The organism is Cellulomonas sp. SG140 (assembly GCF_025770785.1).
Taxonomy (GTDB): Bacteria; Actinomycetota; Actinomycetes; order Actinomycetales; family Cellulomonadaceae; genus Cellulomonas.
Map to the genome: position 1 here is coordinate 230492 of NZ_JANZLA010000001.1, position 12749 is coordinate 243240.

Below are 12749 nucleotides of genomic sequence, written 5' to 3' on the forward strand. Positions count from 1 at the left end.
CCCCGTGGACTCGCTCCCACCACCTTGCGGGAGCGTTCCCACGCGCTGCCGGAACCCTCTTGCGTCCCCAGGAGGCTGTCAAGCAGCGATCAGGTGACGTTGCAGTGTGGGAACGCATCCATGCAGGTCAGCGGTTTGTGATACCCAGTGACGTTACCGAATCGTTAGCCCTGCGCAGCCGCGCGGAGATCCCGCGGCCCAGCGCGTGGCACCAATTCCGTAGGAGCGCTTCCAGGATGGCGGAGGAGAGCGCTCCCAAGAGTGAGCCGCCTCGTCGGTGCGTCCGAGGACGCACCGCCCCGGGTGCCCGCGTCGCGCAGAACGAGACGCGACCGGCCCGGATGTGGATCGGCGGGCGCGCCGCGCTAGGTTCCAGACCAGGAGGGTGACCTGACCGGGACGGAGCTCGTCCCCGGCTCACCCCAGGCAGTGGAGGAGGCAGCATGGCCGATCGCCTCGTGCGCGGCGTGGATGCCGCACGCCCGGCCGTCCCCACCCTCGAGCAGGTCGCCGCGAAGGCCGGCGTCTCCCGGTCCACGGCGTCCCGGGCGATCAACGGAGGGCTGCGGGTGTCCCCCGAGGCACTGCTGGCGGTCGAGGCCGCGGTGGCGGACCTCGGGTACTCCCCCAACCGGGCCGCGCGCTCGCTGGTCACCCGACGGACGGACTCGATCGCGCTCGTCGTGCCGGAGCCGGACGAGCGGGTGCTGTCCGACCCCTTCTTCGCCGGCACCCTGAACGGACTGGCGAGCGCGCTCGCGGACACCGAGATCCAGGTGGTGCTCGTGATCGCGCGTCCCGGCCAGAACGAGCGGACCGTCCGCTACCTGCGCAACGGCCACGTCGACGGCGCCATCGTGGTGTCGCACCACCGCGACGACACCCTGGACCGGGCTCTCGTCGAGCTGCGGCTGCCGAGCGTGTTCGTCGGGCGACCGCTGTCCGCGACGCCCGAGGTGGACTCCCGGCTGCAGTACGTCGACACCGACAACGTCCAGGGCGGCCGGATGGCCACGCAGCACCTCCTGGACCGCGGCTGCCGGCGGATCGGCACGATCGCCGGACCCGAGGACATGTCCGCCGGCATCGACCGCCTCATCGGCTGGCGGCAGGCGATGACCGCCGCCGGCCAACGCGACGACGCGGTCGTGCACGGCGACTTCACCATCGTCTCCGGCGCCGAGGCGGCCCGGCGGCTGCTCGCCGAGCACCCGGACGTCGACGGCATCTTCATCGCCTCGGACCTGATGGCCGCCGGCGCGTTGCCCGTGCTGGCGGAGCTCGGCCGGGAGGTGCCCAAGGACGTCGCCGTGGTGGGCTACGACAACCTCGGGGTCGCGGCCTCCACCCAGCCGCCGCTCACCTCGGTCATCCAGCCGGTCGTCGCGATGGCGCGGGCAGCCGGCCTGCGCCTCCTGGACCAGCTGCAGGGGGCGACGCCCACGCCGCCGCTGATCTTCGCCCCCGAGCTGGTGGTGCGCGCCTCGGCGTAGGCAACCGGCCCGGCCAGCACGGGGGTGGCATCGTGGCCCCATGAACCCCTCTCCCTCTCCGCTCGCGACGGCGCGAGCGCAGCTGGCGACAGCCGTGCAGATCCTCGGCTACGACGACGGCATGCACGCCGTCCTGCGCCAACCCCGGCGCGAGCTCCACGTCGCCGTGCCGCTGCGCCGTGACGACGGCCACGTCGAGCTGCTGCACGGCTACCGCGTCCAGCACAACATCTCGCGTGGACCCGGCAAGGGCGGACTGAGGTACGCGCCCGGCGTCGACATCGACGAGGTACGGGCGCTGGCGATGTGGATGACGTGGAAGTGCGCCGTCGTCGAGCTGCCGTACGGCGGCGCCAAGGGCGGCGTCACCATCGACCCGCGCGCGTACTCGCCCTTCGAGCTGGAGCGGGTCACCCGCCGGTACACCAGCGAGATCATGCCGATGATCGGCCCGGAGCGGGACGTGATGGCCCCGGACATCGGGACCGACGAGCAGGTGATGGCCTGGGTGATGGACACCTACTCGGTCAACCGCGGGTTCACCATCCCGGCCGTCACCACCGGCAAGCCCCTGGCCGTCGGCGGGTCGCTCGGCCGCGCCACGGCCACGTCCCGCGGCGTGCTGCACGCCGCGACCGCGACCCTGCGGGACGCCGGCGTGCGGCTCGACGAGGTCAGCGCGGCGATCCAAGGCTTCGGCAAGGTGGGCGCTCCGCTGGCCCGCTTCCTGCACGAGAAGGGCTGCCGCGTCGTCGCGGTGGGCGACGAGCGTGGCGCGATCGTCCGGACCGACGGGCTGGACGTCGCAGCGCTGACCGCACACGTGGCGCGCACCGGTTCGGTGGTCGGGTTCGCCGACGCCGATCCGCTCGACCCCGCGGAGCTGCTGGCGCTCGACGTCGACGTGCTGTTCCCCGCCGCCGTGGAGGGCGTGCTCGACGAGGAGAGCGCCGCGCGGGTCAAGGCGCGGTGGGTGGTCGAGGCCGCGAACGGGCCGACGACGACGGAGGGCGACCGCGTGCTGGCCGACCGAGGGGTGGTGGTGGTGCCCGACATCCTCGCCAACGCGGGCGGCGTCGTCGTCTCCTACTTCGAGTGGGTGCAGGCCAACCAGGCGTACTGGTGGACCGAGCGGGAGATCGAGGAGCGTCTGGAGCACCGCATGCTCGAGGCGTACGCCACGGTGTCCCAGGTGTCCCGTGCCGAGGGCATCTCCCTGCGGGACGCGGCCCTGGTCATCGGCGTCCGGCGCGTGGCCGAGGCGCACCTGATCCGCGGGCTCTACCCCTGACCGAAGCGGGTCAGACGAGGCGGACCGACGGGTCGGCGCGCGCGAGCAGCGCGGTCGACCCGTCGTCGGCCGCGAGCCGCAGGCGGTCCTCGTCGACCGTCACCTGCAACGGCTCTCGGAGCAGGGCGACGAGGGCCTGCTCGGTCGCCGTCGGCCCGGGCTCGCCGGCGAGCAGCGTGGAGACGAGCGGGCCCAGCTGCAACCGGCCGTCCTCGAGCGTCCACGTGCCCCGGACGCTGTTGACGCCCGCCATCCCGTACACCTGACCGTCACCGTCGAAGGTCAGGTGCACGGGGCCTCGCGGTCCGGCGGCGGGCGACGAGTCGTCCAGCTCCACCAGCGTCCACGTGCCACGCAGGTCGATGGTCATGCGCCGATCATGGACCGGGCGGGACGGACCCGCACCGGGGCGTCTCAGCGAAGCGGTCGCTTGTCGGCCCACTCGCCGAGGGCGACGCGCGGACCGGTGAAGAACGGGATCTCCTCGCGCACGTGCAGCCGGGCGTCCACCCCGCGCAACGTGCGCATCAGGTCGACGATCCGGTGCAGCTCCGGCGCCTCGAACGCGAGCAGGAACTCGTAGTCCGACAGGGCGAACGTCGCGACGGTGTTGGCGCGCACGTCCGGGAAGGGGGCGGCGGCGCGGCCGTGCTGCGCGAGCATCCGGCTGCGCTCCTCCTCGGGGAGCACGTACCAGTCGTACGAGCGGACGAAGGGGTAGACCGACACGTAGGCCCCGGGCTCCTCACCGGCCAGGAACGCCGGCACGTGGGAGCGGTTGAACTCCGCCGGTCGGTGCAGGCCCACCACGGACCACACCGGCGTGAGCACGGAACCGAGCTCGCTGGCCCGCAGCCGCTGGTAGGCGCCCTGCACCTGCTCCACCGTCTCCGCGTGCCACCAGACCATCAGGTCGGCGTCGGCGCGCAGCCCGGACACGTCGTACCAGCCGCGGACCGTCAGCTCGGGGTCCGATGCCACGGCCTGCTCCGCGGCGGCGACGAGGGCGGCGCGCTCCTCGTCGTCCGCGGGCAGCGCGTCCTCGAGCGCGAAGACGGCCCACATCGTGTAGCGCAGGCTGGAGTTGACGGTCTCGGCGTCGACGGTGGTCACAAGGTCTCCTCGGTGAGCTGGGTCAGGGTTTCGTGGCGCGCGGCCGGACGGTCAGGACAGCGGGTCCGCCGAGCACGCGGCCGGCACGCCCGACGGCGATCCGGCGCGCTGCAGGCAGCAGCCGGGGCGGCAGATCTCGGACCAGGCGGGCAGCTCGCCGACCGCGGGTCCGGCCTCGGGCAGCCGCCCCGCCGACCGGTCCCGCTCGTGCGCGGCGCGTTCGAGCAGCAGGTCGACGAGCCCCGAGACGAACGGCGCGCGCACGCCGACCGTGTCGGCGCGGACGGCCGTCATGCCGAGCTCCGCCGCCGTCGCGAGCGCCTCGGTGTCCAGGTCGTACACGACCTCCATGTGGTCGGACACGAAGCCGATGGGCGCCAGCACCACGGCGCCGGTCCCCGCCGCGTGCAGTTCGCGCAGGTGGTCGTTCACGTCGGGCTCGAGCCAGGGCTGGTTCGGCGGCCCGGAGCGCGAGCAGAACGCGAGGTCCCAGTCGAGCGGGCGGCCCAGACGCTCGGCCGCTGCCGCGGCGACCACAGCCGCGACGTCGCGGTGCTGGTCGGTGTAGGTGGCGCCGGAGACGGCGGACGCCTCGTCCATCGTCGTCGGGACGGAGTGCGTGACGAAGACGAGGCGCGCATCGCCCGCGTCGGCGGGAAGCTGCCCGAACGCGTCGACCACCGCGTCGGCGGCCGCCTCGGCGAAGCCCGGGTGGTTGAAGTACGCCCGGATCTTGTCCACCTGCAACGGGTGGTCGGCGCCCGGGCCGGCCACCTGGGCGGCGAGCCCGTCGAGGGCCTTCCAGAGGTCCTCGCGGTACTGGCGGCAGCCGGAGTACGACGAGTACGCGCTGGTCACCACCGCCAGCACCCTGCGGGCACCGGCCGAGTACGCCTCCGTCAGCGCGTCGAGCGTGAAGGGTGCCCAGTTCCGGTTCCCCCACACCAGCGGTGTGCTCACCCCGCGCGCGTCGAGCTCGGCACGAAGGGCAGCAAGCAGGGCCTTGTTCTGACCGTTGATCGGGCTGGCGCCGCCGAAGTGGTGGTAGTGCTCGGCCACCTTCTCGAGCCGCGCGTCCGGGATGTTCTTCCCCGCGGTGACGTTCCGCAGGAACGGCATGACGTCGTCGGGACCGTCGGGCCCGCCGAAGGACAGCAGGAGCACGGCGTCGTACGGTGCGAGCGGCTGCGCGGCCGAGGCGTCGGCCTCGGACGGACGGGTCAGGTCAGGCGAGGTGGGCACCCCCCGATCATCGCATCGTCACCCTTGCGCTCCGGCCCGGGCTCTGCCGCCGCGAGATGCTCAGCCCTTGACCGCCCCGCCCAGGCCGGCGCCGCGCAGGAACATCCGCTGGAACAGCAGGAACAGCACGACCGGCAGCAGCGTGGAGATCGCCAGCGCGGCCATCAGCACGCCGAGGTCCGTGGTGGCCTGCAGCGACGGCAGCCGCACCGACAGCGGCTGCAGGTCGGGGTTGCGCAGCACCAGCAGCGGCCACAGGAAGTCCTTCCACGACGCGATGACGGCGAACACCGAGACGACGCCGAGGATCGGCTTGCTCATCGGCAGCACCACCGACCAGAACAGGCGGTACGGACCGGCCCCGTCCACCCGGGCCGCCTCGAACACCTCCCGGGGCAGGTTGTCGAAGAACCGGGTGATCAGCACGACGTTGAACGCGCTCGCGCCGGCCGGCAGCCAGACGGCCCAGAACGAGTTGACCAGCGAGTGCCCGATCAGCGGCGGGTGCAGGATCACCAGGTACAACGGCACCAGCAGCACGACGGCCGGCACGAACAGCGTCGCCAGCACCGCACCGTTGAGCGCCCGCGCCCACGCCGGCCGCAGCACGGACAGCACGTAGCCCGCCGTCGTCGCCACGACGAGCTGCGACGCCCACGACCCCGCCGCCAGCACCACCGTGTTGAGGAAGTACCGACTGACGTGGACGTCGTTCCAGGCAGCGGTGACGTTGCTCCACGCGACGCCGTGCGGGAACAGCGCGAGCGGGTGGGACAGGATGTCCTGGGTCGGCGTGACGGCGAACTTCACGAGCAGCACGAGCGGGCCGAGGCACCACAGGATGAGCAGGCCGAGCAGCACCACGTGCATCCCCTGCCACGGCAGCCGGACCCGCGGCCGGCGCCACTCGACGTCGGAGACGGCGGTGCGGGTGGTCGGCTCGGCGGTGCGGGCGCTCATGTGGTGCTCCAGCGGCGGGTCAGACGGAAGTAGACGACGGACAGCACGGCGAGGACCGCGGCCAGCATCAGCGACAGCGCCGTCGCCTCGCCGTACCGGCCGCCCAGGCTGTTGCCGAAGGCGTAGCGGTAGATCAGCAGCAGGATCGTGACCGTCGCGTTGTTGGGGCCGCCGCCGGTGAACAGGTAGGGCTCGAGGAACACCTGCGCCGTGCCGATCACCTGCAGGATCAGGGTGATGAACAGCACCCCGCGCAGCTGCGGCAGCGTGACGTGCCACACCTTGCCCCAGACGGAGGCTCCGTCGACCTCGGCGGCGTCGTAGAGCTCGGCGGGCACCGAGGTCAGCGCCGCGAGGTAGATGATCACCGTCCCGCCGGCCGCGGCCCACGTCGCCTCGAGCACCAGCGACGGCATCGCCAGCGAGATCGACTGCAGCCAGGGCACCGGGGCGATGCCGACCCAGCCCAGGACGGTGTTGAACACGCCGGTGGGCCGCGGGTCGTAGAAGAACTTCCACAGCAGGACGGCCACCACGGGCGGCACCACGACCGGCAGGTACGCCAGGGCGGAGTACAGCCCCTTGGCGCGACGGACCTCGCTCATCAGCACCGCACCGACCAGCGGTACGGGATAGCCGAACACCAGGGCGAGGAGGGCGAACCACAGGGTGTTGCGGACGGCCATCGGGAGCACCGGGTCCGTCAGCACCCGCTGGAAGTTCGCCAGGCCCACCCAGTGAGTGGTGACCAGGTTGGTCCGCTGCAGGCTCATCACGACGGCCTTGACGATCGGCATCCAGGAGAAGACACCGAACACCACGATCGCCGGCAGGCCGAACACCAGGGCGGACAGCCCGCCGCCGCGGACCCATGTCGCCGGTCCACGACGTGGTCGGCGCCCCTGGTCGGCGGGCGGGCGCGGGATGGGAGCGCGGCGGTCGTCCGTTCGGGCACCGGCCGTGCGGTCGGCCCGCCGGCCGCCGCGGGGACCCGCGGACCGGGGGCGGACCTCGACGACGTCGTCGGTGGTCATGGTGGCGTCCTTCTCGTCTGCGCCGGCCCGCAGGGCGGCGCTGCGGCGGGGGGCGGGCCGGGGGGGGGGGGGGGGGGGGGGGGCCCGGGGGGGGGGGGGCCCGAAGGGGGGCGGGGCGGCGGCGCCCGGCGGGTCGTGCGGGACCGGCCGGGCGCCCGGGCGGTCAGCTGCGGTCGAGCAGGGCCTGACCCTGCGTGTTCGCGTTGGCCAGCAGCTTGTCGATGTCCGCGTTCTTGTCGGTCAGCACGGCCTGGACCACGGGGAACAGCAGGGCGTAGGTGTCCTGCGTGGCATGGCTCGGCTCACCGACCAGCTTCTGGGTGAACATCACGTCCGTGTAGCCCTTCATGTTCTCCAGCGGGACGTTGACGTAGTCCTTGATCCAGCCGAGGGACTTCGTGTACTGGTCCTTGCTGAAGATGGGCAGCACCGGCGTGCCGACGGCCTGGCCGGAGGCCGACTGGGCCTTGGCGTCCGCGACGGCCTGGTCCTGGTCGAGCAGCTTGGACAGGTACCAGAAGTCGATCCACTTGACGGCGGCGTCCTTCTCCGCCGCTGTGGCCTGCACCTTCACCGCTGCGAGCGTGCCGCCACCCAGGGCGCCACCGCCGTTCTCCGTCGGGATGGCCGTCAGGCCGTAGCCCCAGTCCTTGGTCAGGCCCTGGTTCTGCACCAGCGCGGTGTAGATGTCCGAGCCGGACGTGTACATGGCGAGCTGTCCGCCGGCGAACGCCTGGTTGATCTCCGCCCAACCGAGCGTGACGTCGGGGAAGACGGAGTTGTCCTCCCAGCGCAGCGCCTTGAGCCACTCGAGGTGCGCCTTGACCGCCGGGTCGTTCAGCGTGGCGGTGTACTTGCCCTTGCCGTCGGTGGTCTGCACCGTCCCACCGCGCGAGTTCGCCGCCGCCACCAGCTGCCACCCGCCGGCGTTGTCGAGCGCCATCATCCCGTAGCCCGCCACGCCGGTCTTGTCGTGGATGATCTTGGCGTCCTTGCGGACCTCGTCCCAGGTGGTCGGCGGCTTGTCCGGGTCGAGGCCTGCCTTGGTGAACAGGGTGCGGTTGTAGTGCAGCGCCACGCTGTAGAACGACTTGGCGGGCACCGCGTAGAACTTGCCGTCGTCGCCCTTGGCGTTCGAGACGACCGCCTGGTTGAAGTCGTTCGCGTACGGCAGCTGCTTGACCTGGGCGTCGATGTCGGCGAGCTGGCCGTTCTGGATCAGGGTCTTGCCGTCCGTCACGGGGATCTCGAAGACGGTGGGCAGCGTCCCGCCGGCCAGCTGGGCGGCGAACGTCGTGGCGAGCCACTGGTACTCCTGCGGCTGCACGGTGATGTTCGGGTACTTCGCCTCGAACTCCTTGACGCGGGTGTTCAGCGCGTCGACGGCGTCCTGCTTGGCGCCGGGCAGCAGCCCGGCCACCGTGATGGTGACCTTCTGCGGGGCAGCACTGGTCGACGACGCCGACGTGGCGCCCCCTGCCGAGCTGCACGCGGCCAGCAGGCCGAGGCTGACCGCGCCGGCGATGCCGAGCGCGGCGGTGCGTGAGGACCTCATCGTCACTCCTTCTGGGACGGGATGGCGGGAACACGGGTGCTGCATCGGTGGTGCGGGTGGTGCGGTGGTGCGCCCGGCGCGGTGCACCGGGCCTGGTGCGTCGAGCGGTGCGTGGACCAGAGCGGCGGCCGTGGTCCCGCGGTGGTCAGACGACGACCGGAGGTGCGGTGCGCAGCCACGCGGCGGTGTCGCGCGGCAGCCGGCCCGACTCGAGCGGTTCGCTCGAGAGCAGGACGTCGGTGTGCGGCGGCAGCTCCACCGCTGCTGCCCCGAGGTTGACGACGCACGTCACGTCGCCCCGGGCGAACGCGAGCACGTCCGGCGACGACGGCAGCCACGTCAGCGGCCCGTCGCCGAGGCTCGGCTCGCCGTGCCGGAGGCGGATCACCTCGCGGTACAGGTGCAGCATCGACCGCGGGTCGGCCTCCTCCGCCTCGACCGTGAGCGCGCCCCAGTCCGCCGGCTGCGGGAGCCAGGGCTGGTGGGTGGCACCAGGTGGGCTGAACCCGTAGGGCGCCGTGGTCCCGGACCACGGCAGGGGCACCCGGCAGCCGTCGCGCCCGGGGTCGGCTCCCCCGGACCGGAAGTGCATCGGGTCCTGCAGCACCTCCGGCGGGAGGTCCTCGACCTCCGGCAGGCCCAGCTCCTCGCCCTGGTACACGTACCAGGGGCCCGGGAGCGCGGCGGCCAGCAGAGCGGCGGCGCGCGCCCGACGGCGTCCCACGCCGAGGTCCGTCGGGGTACCGAACCGCTTGGCGGCGAACGAGAAGCCGGTGTCGGCCCGTCCGTACCGGGTGACGGGCCGTGTCACGTCGTGGTTCGACAGGACCCACGTCGGTGGCGCACCGACCGAGGCGTGCGCGGCCAGCGTCGAGTCGATGGACTCGCGCAGCGCCGAGGCCTGCCAGGGCCGGGCCATGAAGTCGAAGTTGAAGGCGGTGTGCATCTCGTCGGGCCGCAGGAAGCGGGCGAACCGCTCGGGGTCCGCGAGCCACACCTCACCGACCAGCACACGCGTGTCGGGGTAGGAGTCGGCGACCGCGCGCCACCCCCGGTAGATGTCGTGCAGCTCGTCGCGGTCGACGTGCGGGTGCGCACCGGGTCCAGGGTTCAGCGGGACCTCCGGCAGAGCCGGGTCCTTGACGAGCAGGGCCGCCGAGTCGATCCGGATGCCGGCCGCACCGCGGTCGAACCAGAACCGCAGGATGTCGAGGTGCTCGGCCACCACGTCGGGGTTGGACCAGTTCAGGTCCGGCTGCTGCGGGGTGAACAGGTGCAGGTACCACTCCCCCGGGGTCCCGTCCGGCTGCGTGGTCCGTGTCCAGGTGCTGCCGGCGAAGTCCGAGCGCCAGCGCGTCGGCATGGTGTCCCCGTTCGGACCCTTGCCGGGGTGGAACCAGAACCGCGCCCGCTCGGGCGAGCCGGGCGCCGCGGCCAGCGCGGCCCGGAACCACGCGTGCTGGTCGGAGACGTGGTTGGGGACGACGTCGACGATGGTCCGGATGCCCAGCGCCCGCGCGTCGGCGATCACCTGCTCCGCCTGCTCGAGCGTGCCGAAGGCCGGGTCGATCCGGCGGTAGTCGGCCACGTCGTAGCCGCCGTCGGCCATCGGTGACGCGTACCACGGCGTCACCCAGAGCGCGTCCACCCCCAGGTCGGCCAGGTACGGCAGCCGCGCGCGCAGACCGGTGAGGTCGCCCGTGCCGTCGCCGTCACCGTCGGCAAAGCTGCGTGGGTAGACCTCGTAGATCACCGCGTCCCGCCACCACAGGGCGTCGGGGTGGTGCTGCTGCGGCACAGGGTCCTCGTCTCGTCGGACCCGTTCGGACACCGGGCGCTCGGCCCTCCGGACGGGACGTCATCGTCTCGTCACGGACCATAAATCCGTCGACCGAAATCGCGCAAGAACTCGACACCGACGCAATCAAAACGTGACAGTCCAGCGAACGGGGTGCGCCTCAGCGCGCGTGACGCCGCCGGGACGACGCCGAACGGTCAGCGGGACCGGCAGCGCAGCCGGGACGGGCGGTCAGCGCGCGAGGGCGGCAGACCGCTCGCCCGCGGCGGCCGGCGCGGTCGGGGCCGGGCCGGTGGAGCCCCGCACCACGAGCTCGGGCTCGAACAGCAGCTCGTCGTTCGCCACCGCTGCGCCGCGGATCTGGGCGACCAGCAGGTCGATCGCCGCCCGGCCCATCGCGTCGATCGGCTGCCGCACCGTGGTGAGCGGGGGCTCGGTGCAGTTCATGAACGCCGAGTCGTCGTACCCCACCACCGAGACGTCGTCGGGCACCCGTCGCCCCGACCGCCGGACCGCGCGGATCGCCCCGAGCGCGAGCGGGTCGGACGCGCAGACGATCCCCGTGACGCCGTGCCGCAGCAACCGCGTCGCGGACGCCTGACCGGCCTCGAGGGAGTAGGTCGACCGCACCACCAGGCGGTCGTCCAGGTCGACGCCCAGGCGGGCGGCCACCTCCCGCGCGGCCTGCAGCTTGCGCTCCGACGGCACGTGGTCCGCCGGTCCGAGCAGCAGACCGATCCTCGTGTGGCCCAGCGAGACGAGGTGGCCGAGCGCCTGCTCGACCGCGACCACGTCGTCGCAGGAGACCCTCGGGAACGCGAGCTCCTCGATCGACGCGTTGATTAGGACCACCGGCAGCTTTCGCCCGGACAGCAGGCGGTAGTGGTCGTGGCTCGCGTCCCGCTGGGCGTAGTGACCGCCCGCGAAGACGATGCCCGACACCTGCTGACCGAGCAGCAGGTCGACGTAGTCCTCCTCTGACACACCGCCCGCCGTCTGCGTGCAGAGTACGGGGGTGAAGCCCTGCTGAGCCAGGGCGCCGCCGACGACCTCGGCGAACGCCGGGAAGATGGGGTTCTGCAGCTCCGGCAGCACAAGGCCGACGAGCCGCGCCCGCTCTCCGCGCAGCTTGGTGGGCCGCTCGTAGCCGAGCACGTCCAGCGCCGTGAGGACGGCCTCACGCGTCTGATCCGACACGCCGGGCTTCCCGTTCAGCACCCGGCTGACCGTCGCCTCGGACACACCGACCTTGCGGGCCACCTCTGCCAGACGTCGCGACATGCCGGGATCCTACGCGGATCCGACGCAAGTGGTTTGCAATATCGCGCAAGTGGACGCAAGCCGCTCCTCGACGTGCGAGCCGACCTCGGCGCTCCTACCGTCGTGTTCCGTGACCCCTGCCCCAGGCACCCGTCTGGCGCACCGATACCTCCTGGGCCACGCGCTGGGGCACGGGGGCCAGGCGCATGTGGTCCAGGCGACCGACCTTCGGTTGCACCGACCCGTCGCCGTCAAGCTGTTCCCGCTCGACTCCGCGTCCCCGGACCAGATCCGCCGGTACGCGCAAGAGGCGCGCGTGCTCGCGGGACTGAGCCATCCGGCGCTCGTCGCGCTCCTCGACGTCGGCTCGGACGTCCTGGAGGACGGCAGCTCCGTCGCCTTCCTGGTGATGGAGCTGGTGCCCGGGCCGACGCTCCGGGACGTGCTGCGGGAGGGTGCGCTCGGCCCGACGGTCACGGCGGACGTCGGGCGCCAGCTGGCGCTCGCGCTCGCGCACGCGCACGGTGCCGGGGTGCTGCACCGGGACGTGAAGCCTGCGAACGTGCTGGTAGCGGACCCGCGGCCCGGTGGTGCCACCCACGGTCCCGAGCTACCCGTCGTCCTGGCGGACTTCGGCATCGCCGTGCCGTCGGAGCGGTCGCACAGCGAGGACTCGGCGGCCACCGCGGGCTACCAGAGCCCCGAGCAGGCACTGGGCCGACCGCTGACGGCAGCGACCGACGTCTACTCGCTCGGCCTGGTCCTCATGGAGTGCCTCACCGGCGAGCGGGCGTACCCGGGCGACCCGATCGCGAGCGGCCTCGCGCGGCTCCTTCGCGCGCCCGACGTGCCCACCCGGTTCGGCCGGGACTGGGAGCGGCTGCTGCGCGGCATGACGGAGCTCGAACCTGCGAACCGCCCACCGATCACGGCCGTCGCCGCGGAGCTCCGGGCCTTGCGGTTCGCGCCGGCGGCCGGCTGACCGAGCGGGTACGACGATCTC

The 12749-nt window shown here is 72.7% G+C and carries 11 protein-coding genes; 3 read left to right on the forward strand and 8 right to left on the reverse strand.

Annotated elements, in window-relative coordinates; all coding sequences use genetic code 11:
- The first annotated feature begins 443 nt into the window (after positions 1-443).
- Together N0B34_RS01075 and N0B34_RS01080 are read left to right on the forward strand one after the other, a co-directional pair.
- Positions 444-1493 (forward strand): LacI family DNA-binding transcriptional regulator, encoded by a 1050-nt coding sequence (locus N0B34_RS01075; protein WP_263729338.1) that lies wholly within the window; start codon positions 444-446, stop codon positions 1491-1493.
- Between the two features lie 40 nt (positions 1494-1533).
- A complete protein-coding gene (locus N0B34_RS01080) occupies positions 1534-2784 on the forward strand; it encodes a Glu/Leu/Phe/Val family dehydrogenase (protein WP_263729339.1) in 1251 nt (416 codons plus the stop codon).
- Positions 2785-2794: 10 nt separating this feature from the next.
- Here N0B34_RS01080 and N0B34_RS01085 read toward each other — a convergent pair whose 3' ends face one another.
- From N0B34_RS01085 to N0B34_RS01120, 8 genes are all read right to left on the reverse strand, one after another.
- Positions 2795-3154, reverse strand: coding sequence for an META domain-containing protein (locus N0B34_RS01085; RefSeq protein ID WP_263729340.1), 360 nt, complete (start codon positions 3152-3154; stop codon positions 2795-2797).
- A gap of 44 nt (positions 3155-3198) precedes the next feature.
- Positions 3199-3897 (reverse strand): hydrogen peroxide-dependent heme synthase, encoded by a 699-nt coding sequence (hemQ, locus tag N0B34_RS01090; protein ID WP_318529949.1) that lies wholly within the window; start codon positions 3895-3897, stop codon positions 3199-3201.
- 51 nt (positions 3898-3948) lie between these two features.
- Entirely contained in the window at positions 3949-5139 is a 1191-nt protein-coding gene (locus tag N0B34_RS01095; RefSeq protein ID WP_263729341.1) for a ferrochelatase, read from the reverse strand.
- A 60-nt stretch (positions 5140-5199) separates the two neighbouring features.
- On the reverse strand, positions 5200-6099 hold the full coding sequence (locus N0B34_RS01100; protein WP_263729342.1) for a carbohydrate ABC transporter permease: 900 nt from the start codon (positions 6097-6099) through the stop codon (positions 5200-5202).
- Positions 6096-7133, reverse strand: a complete 1038-nt coding sequence (locus tag N0B34_RS01105; protein ID WP_263729343.1) for a carbohydrate ABC transporter permease — start codon at positions 7131-7133, stop codon at positions 6096-6098. Before N0B34_RS01105 ends, N0B34_RS01100 begins: the two co-directional genes overlap by 4 nt.
- 163 nt (positions 7134-7296) lie before the next feature.
- Positions 7297-8688, reverse strand: coding sequence for an ABC transporter substrate-binding protein (locus tag N0B34_RS01110; protein ID WP_263729344.1), 1392 nt, complete (start codon positions 8686-8688; stop codon positions 7297-7299).
- A 145-nt stretch (positions 8689-8833) separates the two neighbouring features.
- The gene (locus tag N0B34_RS01115; RefSeq protein ID WP_263729345.1) at positions 8834-10486 is read right to left on the reverse strand and encodes a glycoside hydrolase family 13 protein; all 1653 of its coding nucleotides are present in this window, start codon (positions 10484-10486) and stop codon (positions 8834-8836) included.
- Between the two features lie 231 nt (positions 10487-10717).
- Entirely contained in the window at positions 10718-11767 is a 1050-nt protein-coding gene (locus tag N0B34_RS01120; protein ID WP_263729346.1) for a LacI family DNA-binding transcriptional regulator, read from the reverse strand.
- A gap of 109 nt (positions 11768-11876) precedes the next feature.
- Between N0B34_RS01120 and N0B34_RS01125 the strand changes: the two genes are divergently transcribed.
- Positions 11877-12728 carry a serine/threonine-protein kinase gene (locus N0B34_RS01125; protein ID WP_263729347.1) on the forward strand — a complete coding sequence of 284 codons (852 nt, stop codon included), beginning with the start codon at positions 11877-11879 and terminating at the stop codon, positions 12726-12728.
- The last annotated feature ends 21 nt before the right edge of the window (positions 12729-12749 follow it).

Excerpts from the sequence above, each read along its gene's own strand:
- N0B34_RS01075 (WP_263729338.1), top strand. The coding sequence starts at position 444 with ATGGCCGATCGCCTCGTGCGCGGCGTGGATGCCGCACGCCCGGCCGTC.
- N0B34_RS01080 (WP_263729339.1), top strand. The coding sequence starts at position 1,534 with ATGAACCCCTCTCCCTCTCCGCTCGCGACGGCGCGAGCGCAGCTGGCG.
- N0B34_RS01085 (WP_263729340.1), bottom strand. The coding sequence starts at position 3,154 with ATGACCATCGACCTGCGTGGCACGTGGACGCTGGTGGAGCTGGACGAC.
- N0B34_RS01100 (WP_263729342.1), bottom strand. The coding sequence starts at position 6,099 with ATGAGCGCCCGCACCGCCGAGCCGACCACCCGCACCGCCGTCTCCGAC.
- N0B34_RS01105 (WP_263729343.1), bottom strand. The coding sequence starts at position 7,133 with ATGACCACCGACGACGTCGTCGAGGTCCGCCCCCGGTCCGCGGGTCCC.
- N0B34_RS01110 (WP_263729344.1), bottom strand. The coding sequence starts at position 8,688 with ATGAGGTCCTCACGCACCGCCGCGCTCGGCATCGCCGGCGCGGTCAGC.
- N0B34_RS01120 (WP_263729346.1), bottom strand. The coding sequence starts at position 11,767 with ATGTCGCGACGTCTGGCAGAGGTGGCCCGCAAGGTCGGTGTGTCCGAG.